Here is a 20600-nt window from a genome sequence, read left to right as displayed (position 1 = left end):
GTAAAAAATGAATCCTGTCGACTGGATCGCGCATAAACTCAACACTCGTTATCTCAACATAATGTTTTGGCCACAAAGAATATGTTTTTTTGTCCAGTTTATAGTCTGCCCCAAAACCTTAGAAGAAATCAATTACATTCATTCAGTAAATCCGTAATAAAATGTAAAAGTTCCCACAAATTACGCCTTTTGGTGTTTTATGGACTTTCAGACAGACTTTTTGTTGGAACATTCTCGTTCGGAGTTTCTACATTCTGAGGTTTTGGGATAGACTCTTATTTGATTTTGGAATCTTTTGCCAGTTCTTAAAAGTCTCAAGAATTTTTTTAAAAAAATGGCACAGGATCATTCGATCAAGTATTTAAAGGAAAAAACAGTTTGAATTAAAGAAAACTCTAAACCCTTTTTAGAGTTTCTTTGTGGAAATCAAGAATATGTTAAGAAACATTTTTATACTTATGCTTAGTTAAGTATTTTTAACATTTTATCAACAGGGCAAGTCGGCTGAGGAACACGTTATGTCAACTTTGGGACTAATTTCTTCTATGTTAAATTTCAAAACTCATTCTAATCCCCAAAACACAGTTCCCGACCAAAGTAAAGATTTTAATCAAAGCACAGTCTTTCTACCCTCTTACACAAATCTTCTGGTTGGCGAGGAAGTTTCCGAACTGACAAATCCGGATATTCCTCTTCCTGCATATGTCATTTACAACCTAAGATATTTTCCAAACACGGATACTTGATGTAGATTGCCCAATTTACAATATATGAGATACGGACATTACTCTGCTATCTTACCGAATGGAGCTAAATTTGTTTTTGGCGGATTAGGACCATACGAGCAGAAAGGGCGGAGATTTTTCAGTAAAGATTCTTGAAAAAATTTAAGTTCAAAAGCGAATTTTGAACTTTTAAAATCTTATTTCTTCTTAAAATTTATTATATTTTAAAATGAAAGTTTGGTGGTTTTATATTCGAACTTTTAATAGTAAGTAAGAGGAATTTAAAGGAAAGAGTTTTTCAAATTTTAGAATTTTATTGTATTTTAAAAATCTATTTCACTTTTGTTTCTTCGGAACTAGGTTTTTCCGGTAGCTTCGACGGATGATCCTCCATACGGGCCAACATGGAAAGTGATTTATTAAAATTGTCACGGCTGGTCTTTAAGGGGCTGTAAGTTATCCTTTTTTTAGCGCTTAAAATTTAAAAAACATTTTCTAGAAATAACAATGAAATTATAATGATTTTTTAAACTGTATTTTCAATTACGCATATAAATTTGTCTCGGCACAAATAGAGTGGGTTTGCGTAGGTCGCAATGCAGTTCCATAATCCGCTTATTTCAATCGATCTCCCGGTTTAGCATCCTTATGAGGAACGAATAAACTCAAGGATTCTCCTTCGCCGGAAGCAAGCAACATCGCCTCTGAAATTCCAAACTTCATTTTTCTCGGTTTGAGATTGGCAACAACGACAACTTTCAAACCTTTGAGATTTTCCGGTTGATATGCGATTTTGATACCCGCAAAAACGTTTTTAATCCCGAGTTCACCGAGATCCACTTTTACATTTACGAGTTTATCCGCTCCTTCGACTGATTCCGCTTCCACGATTTCGCCGACTCTTAATTCTACCTTAGAGAGTTCTTCGATCGAAATTTCAATTTGTTCTTCCTTATCGGAAGATTTGGAAATTTCTTCTTTTTTCGGATATTCGGATTGTTTGTTTTCTTCCAACATAACTTTGATTGCCTTTTCGTCCACACGTTTGGTGAGCATTTCGTACGGATTTATTTTCGTTTTTTCTAATATTTTAGATTTATCCAGATCTTTGAATTCGGGAGATCCTTTCAAATTCAGTAACTTATATATTTGTTCTGAAATTTTCGGGACAACGGGGTAGAGATAAATCGCTAGAAATCTGCTTGCATTCAAAACGACCGTCACGACTTCTCTCGCTTTTTCTGGATTTTCTTTGATAAGTTTCCAAGGGGCGTTATCGTTTACGTAACGATTTACTCGATCTCCCAAACGGGTGATTTCCCTCATAACTTTCGCATAATTTCTTTGTTCATACGCAATTTTTATAATGTTTTGAATTGAGTTGTCTCCCGTGCCCGCTTTAACTGGTTGAGTCAGAATTTCCTCAAGGAGCGCGAGTCCTTCTTCGGAAACGGTTCCTAACGTTCGATCCAATGTATCTAAAATTGTGGTGGAAACTCTAGAAACGGAATTGATTAAGTTCCCGACTAAATCCGCGTTGACTTTATTTACGAAATCATCAAAAGAAAGATCGATATCGTCCATTCCGGGACCTAATTTTGCGGCTAGGTAAAAACGAAGGTGTTCCGCATCCAAGAATTTCACGAACGTCTTCGCTTTGATGAAAGTGCCGCGAGATTTGGACATCTTTTCTCCATTTACTCCGATAAAACCGTGAACGTGAATTTTAGAAGGTGATCTATAACCGCTTCCTTCCAACATCGCGGGCCAAAATAAAGTATGAAAGTATAATATATCCTTACCGATAAAGTGGACGATTTCCGAATTTTTATCCTTCCAAAAGGAATCGAATTTGTTCGGTTCGTTCGGAAAATTCTTGTCAAAGAAGTTTTTGGAGGAAGCCATGTAGCCGACGGGAGCATCTAACCAAACGTAAAAATATTTATTTCTCTCACCTGGAATTTCGAAGCCGAAATAAGGTCCGTCCCTGGAGATGTCCCAGTCTTGCAGCCCTGCGTCGAACCATTCTTTTAATTTCTTTTTAACTCCTTCTGATTCGGAAACAGCTTCGCTCGTTTCTATCCATGATTGTAAATCGAAATCCACATTCGATTGTTCTGTCTTTTTATGAAAGTTTCCGAGTTTAAAAAAGATATGATCCGAGTTTTTAATGACGGGAGGAGTTCCACATAAAGCGCAGTGGGAATCGATCAAATCTTTCGGATTATATGTCGTCCCGCAAACCTCGCAGTTGTCTCCGTATTGATTTTTCGAGTTACAATTGGGACAGGTGCCTTTAATAAAACGATCGGGAAGAAACATTCGATCCTTTTCACAGTAGGCTTGTTCGATACTTCTTTTCGAAATATGGCCTTTCTCTTTCAATTTCAGGTAAATATTTTTGGAAATTTCTTGATTCGCTTTTGAATGTGTGGAATCATAATTATCGTAATTAATTCCGAAAGAGGTTAGATCTGCATAATGTTCTTGTCCAACTCTTTCGATAAGTTGTTCCGGAGTTATTTTCTCTTTGAGTGCTGCCAACATTACGGGAGTTCCATGCGTATCGTCTGCACAGAAAAAATAACATTCGTTTCCAATCGCTTTTTGAAAGCGAACCCAAATATCCGTTTGAATACCTTCCAATACGTGACCTAAATGGATCGGTCCGTTTGCATAAGGAAGTGCGGAAGTAACTAATATCTTTCTTTGAATGGAAGAAGAGTTCACAAAAGTCAGGTTCTTAAAATTTAGGTCAAAATCAACGTCTTTCTTTTCGGATTTTCATTGCAAAATCAATAGTTCGGATAGAATTTCCTGAAAACCTGGAGGGAACCTCGATGCCAATGGAAAATCTTTCATCCCTTGCAAGTAAAGTCCTGCCGGGACATGAATTCTATGAAAAGTTCAGAGAAGAAATGAACCCGGAACAAGAGATATTCCATTTGAAGATGAACTATGCAAAGGTTCTCGTCAGCATTTGGTCTTATTCCTGTATGGCCGACGGAATCTTTCATCAAAAAGAAGGAAGTCTTGTTGGGCAGATGGTGAAAGCGCTGTTTGAGGAAGATTGTATCTTCTTCGATCATCAAGGCGAAAAAACTTCCATCATCAGCGAGTTATCGGACGTGTTTGAAAATCCTCTTCCCGTAAAAACGGTTCGTAATTTTTCGGAAGGAAATCCGATCATGGCGGCCGGTTTTTACGAAGACGCCTGCGTCATCGTTTCGATGGACGGAGCTCTTACAAAAAAAGAAAGGGAGTTCTTGGATGATCTCGCGAAGGAACTCGAAATATCTTCGATGGATAAGAAGAATATCGAAAGTAGAATTCTTGAGAAAAAGAAGTAAATCTATCTTTTGAGAAACGGTCGCTTTTTATTATTTCAAACATCCAATTTCAAGGAATCAGTTCCGTGAATTGGGTGGAGGAAACGTTATTATATCTTTTAATCATCTATGCCGGTCTTCAGTTTTTGGTTTCCGGTCCGGTTTTACAACTTCTCATTAATTTTTTTTCGTTTCGTCATTTCAAATTTCGATGGTTTTCTTCTGGAGTGATACTTCCAATTTTTTACGTAGTCTCTAAAAATTGTACGGTCGAATTCCCCGGGATATTGAAAACGGATCAGGTCTATGCGAGAGTTTCCTCTTTAAATCTGAAAATTGATTTTTTTTCCCTTTTCAGAGGAAAATTGAGAATCTCCTCTTCTATATTCAAAAATTTTCATATGGACTATACGAATATCATCAGTCCTTATAAAAAAATAGGACTGATGCCTAAACGTGGAAAGATCGTATTTCAGAATATGAGAATAGAAAACGGATCGATTTCGATTGTGGATAAAACTTTAACTCCTACTTATACGATTCAATTGCACGATATTGCAATCGAAGGCGGATATATGGATTCTGGATCTCCTCTTGAAGTTCTATTTAGAACCAAAAGCGGAACTTGTAGGCTCGGTAAAAGAGGTTCCCTTAAAATCGGAGTATTAGACGGAGAAATGAGAGGGTTTTTATCGTTAAGCGACATCACTTGGTCGGAACTTGCGGGATTACAGGTGATTCCGCTTCCTTTTCTTAAAAACAGGGTTCGAATTTATGTGGAATTCAAACATATCAATTCAGACGAAACGACCTTGGAAGGAACTCTAATACATTTCGCTCCACATTCTCAAGATAAATCAGAACAGAGCTATCCGTTTCATTTTACGATTGTATGGCAAAATTATAACTTACCTTTTGACCTTGCACTTAGAGAGCTCGTATTGGAATTATTCCTCAAAATCAAATTGAAAGGAGTGATGACGAGGATGCTTCAAACCGTAGCAAAGGGATTGTATACGCTTATAGGAAGAAATCGTTCTTACAAACGCCATTCGCGCTAAATTTTATACATAATAAATTTATAATATACATACTTTCCTTTCGGTCTGTGATCGAAAGGACCGAGTTCTGTCGCAGTTACATTTCATTTCGGTCTCTGATGCGGAAATTTTTCCAATGGTGATTTTCTGACAATTGGTGGTTAGAAATTGAGTGATTTGTGGTCCTGGAATGCATTTTCCTTTTTTCGAGAGAAAAAAAGGAAAATGAACAAAAAACAAAAGTTACACAACTAAAAAAAGAATCAAGCCGCCAATTACGAAGGTTCGACGCACCATTGAAACGTAGATCGTGCCGGCATAGAAACGAAAGTAACGACAATCGCAGAGGTAAGTGAAGAATATTCTGTAATGATCATCCCAAAAATGTTCCAGATATATAGAATGATACGTACTAAGACGATATATAAGAACCGTTTTGGGACAGACGCTTAACTTTTAGATCGAATGGGAATATCTGGTAGAGGAGCCTAAGTTACCCATTTGGTTTTCCTTACTTTTATAATTGGGAAAATTTTCTTCTCGAAAAGCCTTTGGAGATTTTTTAACTTCTTTCAAAAATGCCCTGTGAAATGCGGAGGAAGAACTAAAACCGACAGCCATTCCGATCGAAAGAATGGAACGGTCAGGCTCGTCAAGTAGCATCACTTTCGCCTCTTTTACCCGGTGGTGATTGATAAAGGAATTGAAATTCATTCCCATGTGTTCGTTTAAAAAAGCGGAGAGATGATGTACGGAGAGCCCCATCTCCGACGCTAAAGAAGGAAGCCGAAGTTCTTCATCCAGATGAATTTTTTCACTCTGCATCAATTCCGTGAGTTTACTTTCGACTTTTTCGATGTTAAGGTCTTCCAAAAGAGATTTTTTGTCTTGAATGGAATCTCGTTGAGAAAAATTTTGATCCGAGATTCTTTCCCCAGATGAATTGCTGACTAATAAAAGTTCGTTTTGGTTTTTTTGAATATTGGAGAGAACCGAAATACATTCGCTCAAGATAATTGGAGAAAGAATTAGAAAATAATAATTAATTTTATTGATTGGCTCGATGATTTTTACGTTTTCAAAGTGACGAAACACTTCCGTGAGTTTGATTACGAGCAATAAACTAATGGAAGGAAGAATTTTTATTAGGGCTTCTTTGTTTTTGGCAGAACGTAAAAGAATTAAGACATGAAATAGAAGGCAAATGAAAAATAAAAAGATTCCTAAAGATATTACCTGGGAAAGATTAGGAATTTTGAATTCGCCAAGCAAATCCCAAAGGACGACGATGGCAGCAGTGGAAGCAAAACTACGCAGAAATAATCTCCGAAGAACTGTAAAGTTAGTGTAAACATACCGGAAATTATCGTGCTTCATACTTGTTGCAAAACTTATAAATAAGAAAGCAACTGCAATCGAAAAGTAAGTGTAAAAATACTGAGCCAATTTCTTTGCAAGAGTATTTTCCGAGGTAAAAATCGTGGCCGTAAAAGACCAAAAAGTACAAGCCATTAAGAAAAACAGCACCAGGGCAGAGATATTCTTTTGTCTGTTGCTTTTGAGAACTCCGAATACGGCAATCATAGAGTATAACGTTGCCGCTAAAGAATAATATTCAATCTCTTCCACATTCGAATCCTTTTATTGTTTTTGTTCCTATTGCTCCCAGAAACACTTTTTTCTATAGGGAAGAAATATTATCTCCGTTTGGTTATGCAAACAATTCTTTCAAAATATACTTTGTTGTTCTTATAAGCAAACAGTTTTCTCCATATCGGTTATAACAAAATGCTTCCGCGCTTTTGCATGTTTTTTGAAAGTTATAATTTGAACTACCTAAAAGAATTTGTAGTTGGAGAAGATGGCGATTTTTGTTTTTTACTAAAACGATTTTTTGTTTAACGACGGGAAAGTTGAAGGATCGAAATTTCGCCATTCCAAGGTAAGTTGAATCGTGTGCATATCTTTTAAGCTTTTTGTGATGGTAAGATTTTAATCGGTTCCAACATACTTTTGACTGTAGAATCGATTGTAAATGAAGTTGCAACGGATATTCTAGTATTTTACTGCTTTTTCGTTTTTAGAACAGGATTTACAAATCGAATTGGTATAGGACGATTTTCGCGCTAGTTCGGGGGAATAACGAAACGCTTCGAACGGAAATAGATTTGTGCCTTCGATCCGGAAGTTGTTTGTATTCAAGAATGGGTCTTGGATTTTGATTATTTTGAATTAGAGTCTGATATATATGCAAAAAAACTAAAGTTATTGACGCTTCTTTCAACTTTTGAAGGAGTCATTTTTTTCCGGAAAAGAATTTCGGAGGAACTCAAACAAAATGGAGCTTTCTTAAAAACTTATATTCTATCCTGAAATGGCGAGACAAACGAAGGGTTTAACGGTTGAATGAAAAAAACCTCCGTTTTCTCCATTGTTTTGCAGAGCGGAGATTTTATTCTTTTATCAGGATCGAAATGGATGATCGAATTCAAAAATTCTTCTAAGATTCGACTTTACTGATTTTTACATAATAGGGTAATATGAGTTTTGAGACGAATCTCTGTTTAGACGCAGGATTGAGGTGTTTTGTTATATGTTTTCAATAAGAGCGTTTTAATCAGAAACCATAAGAGAAAAAATCTATATGCAGAAACTCAATAGAAGGGAATTTTTGAATTCTTCCGTAAAGCTTTTCGTTTTCATCGGTGCGAGCGGAGCAATTGTGCCGAGTTTGACCGGATGTAATTCCGAGCCGAGGGGAGTCGTGAATGGAAATCTGTCTTTTGTTTCCCTTTCCCAAGTGTTAAATGAATTAGAAGTATTCAAAAAATTGAATTCAATTCGAGGATATGGAGCTTGGGATGCGGGCAAAGTGTTTCTTCACTGTGCTCAATCGATCGAATATTCGATCCAAGGTTATCCCGAAAATAAAAGTGCTCTTTTTCAGAATACGATCGGAAAGCTCGTCTTTTTAAACTTCGTATTTTCCAAAAAAATGTCCCACGATCTAGAGGCTCCGATACCCGGTGCTACGGAAATACGAACCGGTACGGATTGGAAGGAAAGCCTTTCGACTTTACAGGAAACCATTCTTAAATTTCAAACTTATGACGGAAAATTGAAACCTCATTTCGCTTACGGAAGTTTATCTAAGGAAGAATACGATTTGGCACATGCGATGCATATTGCCAATCATTTTAGTTTTTTAACTTTTCATTCTTGAAAAAGATAAATTTCGGTATTGTATTTCGCAAAATGTTTTGCTCTTTCCTGATTTTAAAATCGGCTGTACTCTATCTTAAAAATTATGGTATCGTATAACAGCATTCAAAGTAAATGAGAGAGTTTCTTAGAGTTCTAGAATTTTTCCAATGAAAATCCAGATTTTTAGATTTTGATGGGAATCCTAGAAATTGAAGTTTGAAAACGAATTTCAAGAGATAGGAATCTTCTTTACGAATTATGCGGGAAACAAATCCTGGAAAGCGATTGATTGGGGGATTAGCTCAGCTGGTTAGAGCGCTACCTTGACATGGTAGAGGTCACTGGTTCGATCCCAGTATCTCCCACCACTTTCTTAAATGCCGTTTTTGGTTATTTCTCGGTTTTTAAAAATGCGGGAACTCTTTACATTTCAAAAAAATATCCGAACAAAATAAAAAAGCCCCGAGTTCGGAGCTTTCAGGTATTGGTTTGGTTTTTCTTTTTTGATTTAGGAGAATTTAAAAATTTGGTTCTTATTCTGCAAAGATTACGGAAATCGTGGGCAGTTTAAAACCGAGAACAGTCGCTAAGTCTTTACGAATCTGATCGCGAACGTTTTGTTTGTCTTCCACCAAAAGAGCCTGACGAAGATGAAATTCGGCGGCCTTTAAATCCACTTCGCCCAAAGCCATAGAAGCTCTATAACGAACCGAAGGGCTTTCACTTTTCAGCATATCGCAGAGAGCATAAAAACTTTTATCGGCAACCCTCATGATATAAATGATGGAGTTTAAGATTGCCGCTTTAGTAAAATCGTTCTTTTCTTTTTCCAAAGTGGAAACAAGAAAGTTCACGGTTTCTTTGCGGTTCATATATTTTAAACCGTCGGCGGCTGAGGCGCGGATATAATAGTTCGAATGGCCGAGGGCGTTTACAAGAACGTCTTCAGATTCTTTCGCATAGGGATAACTTCCTATCGTTCTTAAAATTTCACCGGCTGCCATCACCATCGTATAGTCTTCCTTCGAAGTGAAATAAGGCTCGTCCTTCTCTTGGATGGTGGGTTCTAATTTTTTATATTCTTCTATGGTCGGTTTGATTGCAATTTCCAGATCTATTACGGAAAGGGCTTGAGCGACAGTAAATTTGAGATAAGGATGATTTTCAAGAGACTTAGGAACTTTAGGATTTCCACGAAGCGCATTTAGAAGAGGGCGGACGGCAAGTCTGTTGCTTACGAACTTAAGATAATCTGCGGCGTCTAACTTTTCTTCATAAGAACCGGACTCGAGTTTTCTAACCTGTTCGAAATATACTTTATCGGCGTATTCTACCGCCTTATCCGAAGAGAATAAAGGCAAAACACTGATAGAAAACGAAATGATAGAGATCGAAATATTTTTAAACATGGCATTCCCTCATCTGTTAATATCGGTTTTTGAAATTGTCGACTTAAAGTTTCAGGCTTCTTTTTCTTTTACGCTTTTGGCAATTTTACGGATTTTTTCGGATAAGTCCTCTAGTGGTAGATTGGTTTCCGTGGAATCTTCCAGTTCTTTACCGATCTTTTTGAGGTCTTCTTGGATTCTCAACTTGTTTTCGGAGGCCCTGTTCGCCATATGTGTAAGGAGATCATCTCTGAATTCCGTGGCCATTTCGAGTTTGAGTTCGCCTAACGAAATCATGGATTGAAGAATTTTTTCCAACCGATCTCGAGTGAGATAATTCGCACCAATTCCACCTAAGACTAATCTGCCGAACAGGGAACTTATATCTTTCCCGGTTTCTCGAATCAGAGCCGAAAGCATGAAGTTTGAAAATTCTTCGTTTCTTTGTCCCAGAGAAACTTTGAGAAAAGTTTGTCCGAGAATTTTCGGAGTGATATCGGAACCGGACATGTTATCAATCACACGAATTTCTTCGCCATTGATAATCATATCCGCTACATCCTCAAGAGTGATTGTTTTACTCGTCTCGGGATCATAGAGCCTTCGATTCGCGTATCGTTTTAGAAGTTTCATCTTAATTGGTTGCGTCTTTTGCGCATTGCACAATTATAGGATTCGTCGGAAAAGTCTTCGGTCAAGCAAAATACCCATGGCAAGCCTATTGTTCGATTGTCTCTTCCTAAACGGGCTTACAAAAAAGGAAGAAAGGTTACTGTTCTCACTTTTGGATTGGAAAGAAATTTCAGTTCAAGAATGGACGGAAGCCGGAAGATTTCCGGAATCAAATTCCGGACAAATCGTTGTTCGCAAAATGATTGAGGTTGATTCTTTACAAACCGCAATTGATTGGTCGAAACAACCTTTATTGATCGGAAGAATCGAATCCTCTCCATTAAAGAAATTATTTCAACAAGGTCTCAACTACTTTTTAGATCTTCAAACCTCTCAGATCATCGATATCCCGTTGGAAAATGTTCTGCAAAAAAAAGGATTGAATTCGATCGTAATCGGGCCCGATTCACTTTTGTTTCAAAGAATTCGGGCTCATCTCAAAGTTCTAGGATGGGAGACGATTCCTTGTAAAGAGTTATCCGCGCTCAGGGAAATATTTAAGGAATACGAGCCCGGCCTATTTTTCGTGGATTGGGAAAGATTGAACGTTAGGGAGACGGTGGATCGGTTGAAGAATCTGCCTCAAAGAGGGATTTTTCCGTCCGTGATTGGAATCAGGGACATAAGACGGGAAAATCTTTTTCAAGATCTTTCCGCTGGGATCGGAGACTTCTGTCAGGAATTATATTCAGAAAAGGAAATATTCGAAATTTTGAATTATTCTATTCCAGATTTGGAAGGAGAAAGTTATGGTTCTGAAAATTTTAAAAGATTAATCTTTAAGTTTAGAACTGGAATTCAACCTACCGAAATTCGAGTCGAAAAAACCGCACCGACTCAGTTGTCCGGTTCTCATTTGGAAAAAATCAAACAGAGAAAAATACTCGGTTGGATGAATGAGTTTCTCTGAGAGTTTGCGTTTAAGAGAACAAAAGGCGGGTAATTCGCTCGCAGAATACGATCGTATTCAAAAGCGAGCTATTCCGCTTGAACTCTCTTCACTATGGTTCGAAGAAACGTAATGCCTCAATTCCCGACGACGATTCTGATCAAAACGAGAACTTACTTGAGATCACGATCCATTCAGATTTGGTGAGAATTTTCACTACAATCGTTATTGTAGGGATTTTACCGATCCTTAAGAGAAGGGAGTTTCCTTATTTCGAACTAATTTTTCCGCGAGATCGATTTCCATCGGGTGAGAATAATAGTACCCCTGTCCGAAATTGCAATTGAGTTCTCGAAGGAGCTTGTGTTGTATTTCGTTTTCCACTCCTTCCACAATGATCGCCTTGCCCATTGCTTGCACCAAATTTACCATGGAAGTAATCACCGCGCGAGTGGAAGTCTGAAAGTAATTGAAAAGAAACATTTTGTCCAACTTGATATAATCGATCGGAAGATGAATGAGCCTTCCTAAAGAAGAATATCCTTTTCCGAAATCGTCGATCGCGAATTTAAATCCATAATCTTTCAAAGAGGTGATGACCTTGCCGATTTGGGATTCTCTTGAATCGAAAGAATCTTCTACAATTTCTAAAATGATATGACTCGGTTGGATTTTATAATAGTCGCTCGCTTCTTTAAGCAGCGGAAAGATGTTTTTATCGCCGAGTTGTTTCGGAGATATGTTCAGGGATAAGGAGACATTCTCCGATTTTAATATTGAATTTTCGTAATATCGGAACGTTTCCCAGATCATCCATTCCCCGATGTTTTTGATAAAACTGGAACTCTCGGCGATCGAAATAAAACTTCCGGGAAGAAGTTTGCCTTTTTCCGGATGGTTCCAGCGTACCAAAGTTTCCATAGAAAAAAATCGGTTCTCTTTTAGATCGATGATGGGTTGAAAATGGATTTCCAATTCGTTTCGGTTTAGTACCTTTCTTAGGTCGATTTCGATTTTCGCTTTTTCCGAAGTTGCGGCGATTGCGTCTTGGTCATAGTAGAACAGGGAATTTGGGCCGAGTAAACAGGATCGTTGGAGAGCCTCTTTTAGCATTCCGAGTGCGTTCATATCCGATCCCGATTTAGGATCGAATTTTGTGTAGCCGATGTTCACGTTAAGATGGAATTCTCTTTCTTCGTAAGTGAAAGGAAAATCGAAAAGCATTTGGACGCATTCCGCAAACCATTCCGCTTTGATTTCAGAATCTACATGTACGGATGAAATTAAAAATTTGTCGCTTTCAATTCTAAATAAGTGGTCGTTTCGATTAAGATACTTTTTCAATCGATCGGCTACTTTCGCGTAAATATATTCAAAATAAGAGTTATTTTCTTCGGATATGATCGAGTCCGGATTGGATATGGAAATCAAAAATGAAAAATGTCCGTTAATGGCGGATTCGTCTTCGGTGATTTGTTTTCCAAAATGATTTAAAAAATATTTTTGATTGGGAAGATTCGTGTTTCGATCCCAGTGACCTGTTTCGTATTCTTTTTTGGGTTGTGCATTCGGCTGAGGTTTAAACCGAATCATATAAGAGTCTTCAAAATTGTGAACGCTGAGCTGTAGCTGGAAATTCGTTTCTTCTAAAAAGGAATCTTCGGGATCTTCGATTTCTTGAAGAAGATGGGATATGTTCGTCTCGTTTTCCAAATGTTGATTTTCCTTGGATTTCAGAAGAGGTATTATCTTTTCATAAAGCACTTGGAAGTTTGGGAAGGACCAAAAATTTTGAAATTTATGATTTGCATACACGGTTTTCCAGTCACGGTCCAAAACAACAATTCCTTCCGTCGATTGATCCGAAAAATACAACAATGATCTTTGCAAGGACGGTGATAGGTTTTGTATTTGCATTCCCATGTATGAAATTGTAACGTCAGATAGCAATAATGAAATCCGTACTATAATTCAAAATATTTTTTATTATAATTTTATATAGAAAAATGCAATTTGTTTCAGTTAGTTCCATGGAAAATTGTTTTTATCTTTTCTCTTTATAAAATTATTTTGTAGAACCAATGAGAGTTTTCGTTCGAATGAGAAAATTGAAAAGTTAAACTGATTTATTTTCATTTTCTGGTAGTTATTGTAGGTTTTTTAACAGTGAAATGAAAAAGAGATCGGAGATGATTTTTTTGGGATCGAATTACTAGAAATCATTTTCTTAATACGAAATGGAATTTTTCAAGCCGTATACGGATGCAGAACAAATTAATCACTTGGCCTCAGAAGAGTTTTTTACTTTCTGGAATTAAGGTTTTTATCTTTTCGGCTTATTTTGAACGAGTTGTAGAAAAAGATTCATTAAAAGCCTTTCCTAGGACTTTAGGATATGGGAACTCCCAGGTTTTGTTATAAGCTTGCTTGGATGATTGCAACCGGTTTATATTAAGGTCTTGAGGCAGGCTTAAATACAAGGATAAAGGTTTTGAACATAGAGTTTTATAAGGTTCAGTACACCGAAATTCAAAAACTGCTGAACGATATTGAAAAAAGACTTCTTAGGGAAGGGGAAATTTCCGAAGGTATGGATGAGCTTTTGCACGAGCTTGCAAGTTTTTCTGCGAGATTGAAGCTTCATCTCAATTTGGAAGAGAATTTGATCTACCCCAAAATCAAAAGCCTACAGATTGAAAATATTTCCTCTCTTGCGGAAAATTTCAGAAGCCGCTCCGTCGACCTAAAAAATTCTTTTAAAAAGTACTATTCCAACTGGTTACTCCCTTCCTCCATTTTAAAAAACGAAAGCCAGTTTCGGGAAGAAACGGAGGAGTTGATTTTCAATTTGAGGGATAAGTTTCGAAAAGAAGAAAATGAAATTTATGTTCTTCTTTAAAGTCGCTTAACGTTTTTCCATCCAGGAAATACATTCCTTTAAAAGATTTTGCATCGTTTTGTATTCCTTTTTTATCGGATATCCGTGCCCTGGTAAAATCCATTCGAAAGGATAATCTTTCAGCTTTTTCATGGAATTGATTTGTTCTGACCAAGAATACCAACAAACTCCCTTGAACGCAATCAGGCGGTCTTTTTGCGGATCATAGGCGAGATGATCTCCCGTAAAAAGAAACCGATCTTCTAATAATAATACGGAGTGTCCTTTTGTGTGTCCCGGAGTGGGAATGATTTTGACATCATTTCCGAGTTTGAATACTGTTTCGCCCTTTAGGACAATTTCCGGAGAAGGAATCGAACTTCGATCATATTCGTGGATGATTCGATTACACCCAAATCGTTCCCTAAATTTTTGATGATCGGCGACATCGTCTTGATGGGTTAAAAAATGATAACGGATTCCTCCCAAAGATTCTATCTTATTTGCAAGAGAAGGTACGAATCGGGGAGAATCCACGAGAATGTTTCCATCTTCCCTAAGGATAAGATATGAAAATGCTCCGAAAGAATCCTTTGAATGATAACCGCAATAATATACATTTGCTTCAATTTTGGAAGGAAACGTTTCCTTCGCTTCTTTTAGATCCATTCTGTCCTCGGTTCCGATAGAAGTTGTCGGACAAGAAAGCAAAGCGCGAAGTGCTTCGATTTTTTCAGATTCCGTTTCCGGTTGTTTCCTAACGTAAGAACCTCCGTTTTTTTCGGAGAACGTAGATGGTGCGATGATTCTGCACGTTTCGCAGTCGATGCAGGTGGAATCCACGTAGAAATTGCCTTCTTGATTCTCTTGGCGTTTTTTCAGCTGGTTTGCCACGCTCTTTAGACGCCGAAAGGATTGATTCCGTTTTGGACGGAGAGGGATTATAGAAAGATAGTTCCCAAATCAGCTTATTTTTGCCCGAATTTGTCTAGTTTAGAAATAATTTTTTGAATTTTCTTTTCCCTTAGATTTTAAAAGATTTCTTTTCGCGTCTGTTCAATTGATACTTTCGCTTCGCGGTTCGACCGAGCTGTAGAGACATTGAGATCGAGATCGTTTTGCGCGTTCGAAAAATATTCCGATATTTGCATTTAGTTAGGCCTTGGCTACGTTATGAAGATCGCGAGATTGTAATTGAATTGAAACAATTCCCTCATCTGATTGTAATGCAAATGAAATATAGATTTCGGTGGAATTACAAAAGCTCAAGCAGAGAAGGGGAAAAGGTCGTTAACCGACATCTTGAAATGGAAAAGCAAAAAAAATGTAATAAAAGAAGTAGAAAGTTACAAATCGGTTTTCAGATTTTTGGTTTAATTTTATCCATTGAAACCGGGTTATTCGCTCAAGAAAAACCTACCGGTGTAGATTCTAAACCTCCTGAAAAACCGAAAAAAGAGTTTTATGAAGACAATGATACCGGTTTGATTTATACAAAACCGGGCCCGAACCGAACTAAAATCGATTCTTTAGGGAAAGAGAATAATTATCCAGAACGTAAGGATATGCAACTTCCCAATCATTTCAAACACAGACCTGAAAATATCAATGAAGAGAAACTCGTAATTGCGGCAAGAACTCAGTTCCGCGGCGTCAGTGGGGATCGTCAATCTGCTTTTTCTGGGAACGAGAACTTTCATGCTGTAGACGCGAATTTTAGGCGACTCCGTCTTGGTTTCTTTTATCAAGGAGCAAAATGGTGGGGTTTTGCGACTCAGCTTCGTTTGGAAAACGCTCTCAATAGCCAGTTTTTAAGAATCACAAAAAATAAAACTACGGGAGACGTTCAAGACGTCACGTTGAACGATGCTCGAGGTTTGATCCATGAGGCTGTGATTTGGGCGAACATTCCGATTCTCAGCTCTCGTATTACTTTAGGGCAAATTAACGTTCCGTTTAACAGAGAGTATATTCAAAGTTCTGCAAATTTCATTTCCTTGGAAAGATCAATTGTCACCAACATGCTTCCTCAGTTTGATACAGGTGCGATGATTGCAATTCATCCTCTTGAAGCGATCGATAAAAAATATACACGATATTTGTCCCTTCACGGTTTTGTTGGAAATGGTCACGGTGGCGGAGGGGATTACGGTTACGGTAGAAGGCAGGATAACACGGCCGCACGCCAGAACCTTCCTCAATTGCTTGCTCCGATTTATTACGGAAGAGTACAATACAATGCCTTGGGAGGTCTTATAAAAAGGGGAAATGATATCGGTTGGGTGGAAGGAGACGAGATCTTTCAAGAAGATGCGAAATTATCTTTCGGGGCGGCAGTGGCTCAGACGACTCAACTCAAAACTTCTCAGCCGGTTCCAGTTGAGTTTCTTCTTAAGGATCAAACTCCGACGAGATTGGCGATTCAACAAACGACTCCTACCGGAGGAATCGATCCCACGGGACTTAAATCTGATTATCTTGCGGACAGAACGATCACGACTCCGGGGCGTCCAAATTTCGGAATCGTCGGTCATACATACGATATGACTTTTACTTGGAAGGGTTTTTATTTGAGTGGAGCTTGGAGTAAATTTTCTGGTTCTGCGGCCAACCAAGTGATGAGTTATCACGGTACGATCGGTTATAATTTTCATCTCTACGATTCGAAATATATCATGCCCGTTTTCAAGACCGAGTTTCTGAAAGGAGATTGGAATCAGAGTCAAATGTTCGAACCAGGAGAAGCCTATTACATCTACTGGGCAGGAATCAACTTGATGGGAGATTATCATCTCTATAAGGTTCAACTTTTTTATCAAGTTATTCATACAAATACGGCTAAGCACTATTTTTGGAATACTACGGATAACCGCGACTCAAGAACGGTTTATCTTCAGTTCCAAGCAAACTTTTGGACCGGCACTTCCTCTCCGGAAAATGTTTCCGGTGGAGCGATTTACAGACAAGATTATTGATCCAAATCGAGCGGATTGTTAGCTGATGAAGTGGGGATTGGTCGTAGAGTTTCAAAAACAATCCAATCTCTACATTTTCATTTCGAGTGCAGAAAAAAGTGTACACCTGATTGAGAGTAAAACTTTCGATTAAATGTCTTGAGGGTGAGGGATAGGAAAATCTGGCGTTATCGAAGTCTTTCCTACGTGATTGATACGTGTTTATGTTTTTGGGATGATATCTCCTGTACGATCGGTTGTAGTAGTTTATCTTTGTTTCCTGAGGATCTTTTCCTCTAATAGATCTTGAATCCGAAAAAGTTTTTCCCTTAGCCCGATTGAGTTTGATATTGATATTCAGTTAAAGTTTTACTTCTTTTTGGTTTTCTTTTTGCCAAATTTTATCATAAGATCGTTAAACACGGATAATGTGACAGGAACGTAGAAAAGACTTCCTAACGTTCCAAAGCCCAATCCCCAACCTAAGGCTAATGTCATCGGAATCAGAACCGGATCTGAGCCCCCGAGACTGTATGCGGTTGGTAATAAACCTGCAACCGTAGTAAGAGTCGTTAAAAGAATCGGTCTGAATCTTCTTTGGCTCGCTTCGATCAGGATCTCGTCCATACTTGCTTTGGAATCTTTTCTAATCGAGTCGATACAATCTACGAGGACGATGGATGCGTTTACGAGAACTCCCGCTAAACCTATGATTCCGATCATCGCCAAGAAGCTGATGGATTTTCCGGAAAGAGGAAAACCGATCACGATTCCGATAATTCCTAATGGAATTGTACTGAGGATCAATATCGGTTTCCAAAAACTTTTGATCGTCAACGCGAGAATTCCAAAGATACCGAAGATTGCTATAAGACCAGCTTTAGCAAGAGATGTCATCGATCTTTGGGTGTCTTTTTCCTCTCCGCCGAACGTAAGAGATATTCCGGGATACTGTCGTTCGATTAAAGGTTTGAATTCGTTCGCTACTCTTTGGTTTGCATCGTGGGCCGTTATTTCGTCTAACTTTACGTCTCCATTTACTGTGATGGCGCGATCAAAATCTTTATGCGCGAGAAGTTCCGGAGATTCGATCAGATTCATTTTGGAAATCTTTGCAAGATTCGTAATGTTCCCCGCCTTGTTTCTAAGAGGAATCGATTTGATTTCGTTTGGATTTTTGCGAAAGTCCTTGTCGTAGAGGACTCTTAAATATATTTTTGTTCTTCCCTTACGGACTGTTCCTGCTCTTTCTCCGTCGTAAGCCGTTCTCAAACCGTTTGCGGCGGATAATGTGGAGATACCCGTAAAACTTTCTAGTCCTTTATCGAGTTGGATGTACATTTGTTTGCGACCGTAACGATAGTCGTCTCGAACGGAAAAGACTCCGGGGATCGATTTTAAGAACGCCTGCAACTCGTTCGAAATCTTCTTTAGGGTTTCGTAATCATTTCCTTGGATCGATATCGTGATCGGTGCTCCGATTGGGGGAGCGTTTCCGAATTCTTCTAAAAAGACTTCGTTTACTCCTGGGGTTTTTCTGAGATCCGATTCAATAGAGCTAAGAATTTCGGACGCTTTTCTTTTCCGTTTTGTTTCCGGAGTCAGGTAAATTAGAATTACGGCGAGATTCTCGCCAAAACGTGATAAAGGATCGTCCGGATCGGTTTGTTGTACTCCGATTTTTGTGGAATAACTGACCAATTCTTCCTTTGGAATTTTTTGAACGATATTTTCCATATACTTCGTTTTTTCTCTGGTTTGGAAAATTCTGGAAGTAGGAGAAAACTCGGCTTTGATCATGATGACCTCTATGTCTTCTTTCGGAAAGAGTATAAAGTCCATCTGAGACATGGCGCCGCAGGATCCGAAGACCAACAACAGTATGATTGCAAACGAAGACTTTTTGTGTTGGATGTTAAACGAAACGAATTTTGAAAAACTCGTTTCGATCGAATGGAAGATGGAATCCATTGTGAGTCGGAATCGACTTTTGATTTTCATCTGGTCGGGAGTTTTTGCAAAGGCCACGATTCTTGCTGGTAAGAATAAGAAAGATTCTATAAGACTTGCAGTAAGTGCAACGATCACCACTAAGGGAATTTCCCAGATAAATTTTCCCATGATACCAGTCATAAATAACATCGGAAGAAAAGCTGTTACCGTTGTGAGATAAGATCCGAAAATCGGAACAACCATCTCTACGGTTCCGCGTAATGATGCAGTGAAGGTATCGTTCTTTTCCGAGAGATATGTGTATATATTTTCCGAGATTACGATTGAGTTATCGACGAGCATTCCCAACGAGATTATTAAACCCATCATCGAAATCATGTTAAACGAAACGTCAAAAAGTGGAAGAACCGCAAACGTCATTAACATTGAGAACGGAAGAGAAAGAGAAGTGAGGGTCGCTGTTCTAAAATCCAAAAATAAGAATAAAATTCCGAAGACGATCGTAAATCCGATCAAAGCGTTGGAAGAAACCACGCTGAGGCGATTTTTCGTTCTTTTGGCTTCGTCGTTCAGTATGAAGGTTTTCATACCAGAGGGATAAGTTTTAGACAATTCTTGCAGTTTGGAATGAACGTTATCCGCAACCTCAATTGCGTCTGCTCTTTCCTTTTTGATTACCGAAAGAATTAATCCTTGTTTTCCGTTTGCGATTGCAAGAAATCTTGGATACTCGAAAGTATCTTCCACTTTCGCGATGTCTCCGAGTTTTACCGTCGAAAAAATCTCGTTGGTCCTAGCCGGAATTTTGCCGATTTCAGAGGGATTTTTGAATTCTCCGTCGATTCTTAAATCGAATGCGGTTTCCGAATCCACCGAACCTGCGGGGATGTTGATATTTCTGTTGCGAATTGTGCTGATGATATCGTTTAAATCTAAAGAATATTGCTTTAGTTTATTAGCGTTTACTAAAATATGCCATTCTCTATCTCTTTTTCCGAAAACGTCCACCCTTGCTACGCCTTGAATTTTTTCTATTTCCCGTTCTATAAATTCGGCGGTCGTATGGAGTTCGATTTCGTCCTTTCCTCCGAAAATCGAGAATTCAAGTATTGGAAACGATCCCGATTTACGTTCTGTCATTTTCGGTTTTTCGGTGACTTGGGCCGGAAATTCGGACATAGCATTGTCCACGGCTCTTCGGATTTCATTTAAAACTTTTTCGGGATCTTTTTCTTCCAAATTTACCCGGACGTCTATGTCCGAAACAGAGTTGCGAGAAAAAGAGCGAATTTCGTCGATTCCGTCAATTTCTTTGAGTTTTTCTTCTATGGGATAAGTAATTCTGAGTTCTACGTCCGCGGGAGAGGCTCCTGGAAATTTTGTGGAAATGACCATTTGTTTCATGTCCACGTTAGGGAATGCGTCTCTTCGTAAACCTAGAAGAGAAACGATTCCCGATACAAGGATAAAGACCATTCCCAAATACATGAACAGGCGGTTTCTGATAAAAGATTCTATAAGTGATCCCATATTCTTCTGATTAATTGGTCGGCTTTATAGTAGATTTG

The 20600-nt window shown here is 38.3% G+C and carries 14 protein-coding genes and 1 tRNA gene; 8 read left to right on the top strand and 7 right to left on the bottom strand.

Annotation, left to right across the window (positions count from 1 at the left end; genetic code table 11):
• Nucleotides 1-518: 518 nt before the first annotated feature.
• Nucleotides 519-746: a hypothetical protein gene (locus tag LEP1GSC190_RS20410; RefSeq protein WP_002748795.1), complete on the top strand. Its 228-nt coding sequence runs from the start codon at nucleotides 519-521 to the stop codon at nucleotides 744-746.
• 594 nt (nucleotides 747-1340) lie between these two features.
• Here the strand turns inward: LEP1GSC190_RS20410 and metG are convergent.
• On the bottom strand, nucleotides 1341-3455 hold the full coding sequence (gene metG, locus LEP1GSC190_RS14425; RefSeq protein WP_002748821.1) for a methionine--tRNA ligase: 2115 nt from the start codon (nucleotides 3453-3455) through the stop codon (nucleotides 1341-1343).
• Between the two features lie 116 nt (nucleotides 3456-3571).
• Between metG and LEP1GSC190_RS14420 the strand changes: the two genes are divergently transcribed.
• Nucleotides 3572-4075 carry a tellurite resistance TerB family protein gene (locus LEP1GSC190_RS14420; protein ID WP_420844312.1) on the top strand — a complete coding sequence of 168 codons (504 nt, stop codon included), beginning with the start codon at nucleotides 3572-3574 and terminating at the stop codon, nucleotides 4073-4075.
• Nucleotides 4076-4140: 65 nt separating this feature from the next.
• Nucleotides 4141-5115, top strand: a complete 975-nt coding sequence (locus tag LEP1GSC190_RS14415) for a hypothetical protein (RefSeq protein WP_002748729.1) — start codon at nucleotides 4141-4143, stop codon at nucleotides 5113-5115.
• 435 nt (nucleotides 5116-5550) lie between these two features.
• Here the strand turns inward: LEP1GSC190_RS14415 and LEP1GSC190_RS14405 are convergent, their stop codons facing one another.
• The gene (locus LEP1GSC190_RS14405; protein ID WP_002748762.1) at nucleotides 5551-6723 is read right to left on the bottom strand and encodes an AraC family transcriptional regulator; all 1173 of its coding nucleotides are present in this window, start codon (nucleotides 6721-6723) and stop codon (nucleotides 5551-5553) included.
• A gap of 1015 nt (nucleotides 6724-7738) precedes the next feature.
• Here LEP1GSC190_RS14405 and LEP1GSC190_RS14395 point away from each other — a divergent pair.
• Both LEP1GSC190_RS14395 and LEP1GSC190_RS14390 read left to right on the top strand, forming a co-directional pair.
• The gene (locus tag LEP1GSC190_RS14395) at nucleotides 7739-8317 is read left to right on the top strand and encodes a DUF1569 domain-containing protein (protein WP_002748823.1); all 579 of its coding nucleotides are present in this window, start codon (nucleotides 7739-7741) and stop codon (nucleotides 8315-8317) included.
• A 272-nt stretch (nucleotides 8318-8589) separates the two neighbouring features.
• A tRNA-Val gene (locus tag LEP1GSC190_RS14390) sits at nucleotides 8590-8666 on the top strand.
• Nucleotides 8667-8831: 165 nt separating this feature from the next.
• Here the strand turns inward: LEP1GSC190_RS14390 and LEP1GSC190_RS14385 are convergent.
• Both LEP1GSC190_RS14385 and LEP1GSC190_RS14380 read right to left on the bottom strand, forming a co-directional pair.
• Nucleotides 8832-9707, bottom strand: coding sequence for a HEAT repeat domain-containing protein (locus LEP1GSC190_RS14385; protein WP_002748862.1), 876 nt, complete (start codon nucleotides 9705-9707; stop codon nucleotides 8832-8834).
• Between the two features lie 51 nt (nucleotides 9708-9758).
• Entirely contained in the window at nucleotides 9759-10319 is a 561-nt protein-coding gene (locus tag LEP1GSC190_RS14380; RefSeq protein ID WP_002748788.1) for a polyhydroxyalkanoate synthesis regulator DNA-binding domain-containing protein, read from the bottom strand.
• 76 nt (nucleotides 10320-10395) lie between these two features.
• Here LEP1GSC190_RS14380 and LEP1GSC190_RS14375 point away from each other — a divergent pair, with 76 nt between their 5' ends.
• A complete protein-coding gene (locus tag LEP1GSC190_RS14375) occupies nucleotides 10396-11268 on the top strand; it encodes a hypothetical protein (RefSeq protein WP_036034677.1) in 873 nt (290 codons plus the stop codon).
• 228 nt (nucleotides 11269-11496) lie between these two features.
• Here LEP1GSC190_RS14375 and LEP1GSC190_RS14370 read toward each other — a convergent pair whose 3' ends face one another.
• Complete coding sequence (locus LEP1GSC190_RS14370) at nucleotides 11497-13164, bottom strand: GGDEF domain-containing phosphodiesterase (protein ID WP_162882183.1); 1668 nt, start codon at nucleotides 13162-13164, stop codon at nucleotides 11497-11499.
• A gap of 574 nt (nucleotides 13165-13738) precedes the next feature.
• On the opposite strand from LEP1GSC190_RS14370, the gene LEP1GSC190_RS14365 reads away from it, so the two are divergent.
• Nucleotides 13739-14146 carry a hemerythrin domain-containing protein gene (locus LEP1GSC190_RS14365; RefSeq protein WP_002748812.1) on the top strand — a complete coding sequence of 136 codons (408 nt, stop codon included), beginning with the start codon at nucleotides 13739-13741 and terminating at the stop codon, nucleotides 14144-14146.
• Between the two features lie 6 nt (nucleotides 14147-14152).
• On the opposite strand, the gene LEP1GSC190_RS14360 is transcribed toward LEP1GSC190_RS14365, so the two are convergent.
• Nucleotides 14153-15019, bottom strand: a complete 867-nt coding sequence (locus tag LEP1GSC190_RS14360) for an MBL fold metallo-hydrolase (protein ID WP_002748759.1) — start codon at nucleotides 15017-15019, stop codon at nucleotides 14153-14155.
• Between the two features lie 413 nt (nucleotides 15020-15432).
• Here LEP1GSC190_RS14360 and LEP1GSC190_RS14350 point away from each other — a divergent pair, with 413 nt between their 5' ends.
• The gene (locus LEP1GSC190_RS14350; protein ID WP_002748882.1) at nucleotides 15433-17100 is read left to right on the top strand and encodes a hypothetical protein; all 1668 of its coding nucleotides are present in this window, start codon (nucleotides 15433-15435) and stop codon (nucleotides 17098-17100) included.
• Nucleotides 17101-17448: 348 nt separating this feature from the next.
• Here the strand turns inward: LEP1GSC190_RS14350 and LEP1GSC190_RS14345 are convergent, their stop codons facing one another.
• Nucleotides 17449-20562 (bottom strand): efflux RND transporter permease subunit, encoded by a 3114-nt coding sequence (locus tag LEP1GSC190_RS14345; RefSeq protein ID WP_036034679.1) that lies wholly within the window; start codon nucleotides 20560-20562, stop codon nucleotides 17449-17451.
• Between the last annotated feature and the right edge of the window lie 38 nt (nucleotides 20563-20600).

This window comes from Leptospira mayottensis 200901116 (genome assembly GCF_000306675.2).
Classification (GTDB): Bacteria; Spirochaetota; Leptospiria; order Leptospirales; family Leptospiraceae; genus Leptospira; species Leptospira mayottensis.
Note: the sequence above shows the minus strand (reverse complement) of the source record. Positions and strands in the feature narration are given on the sequence as shown.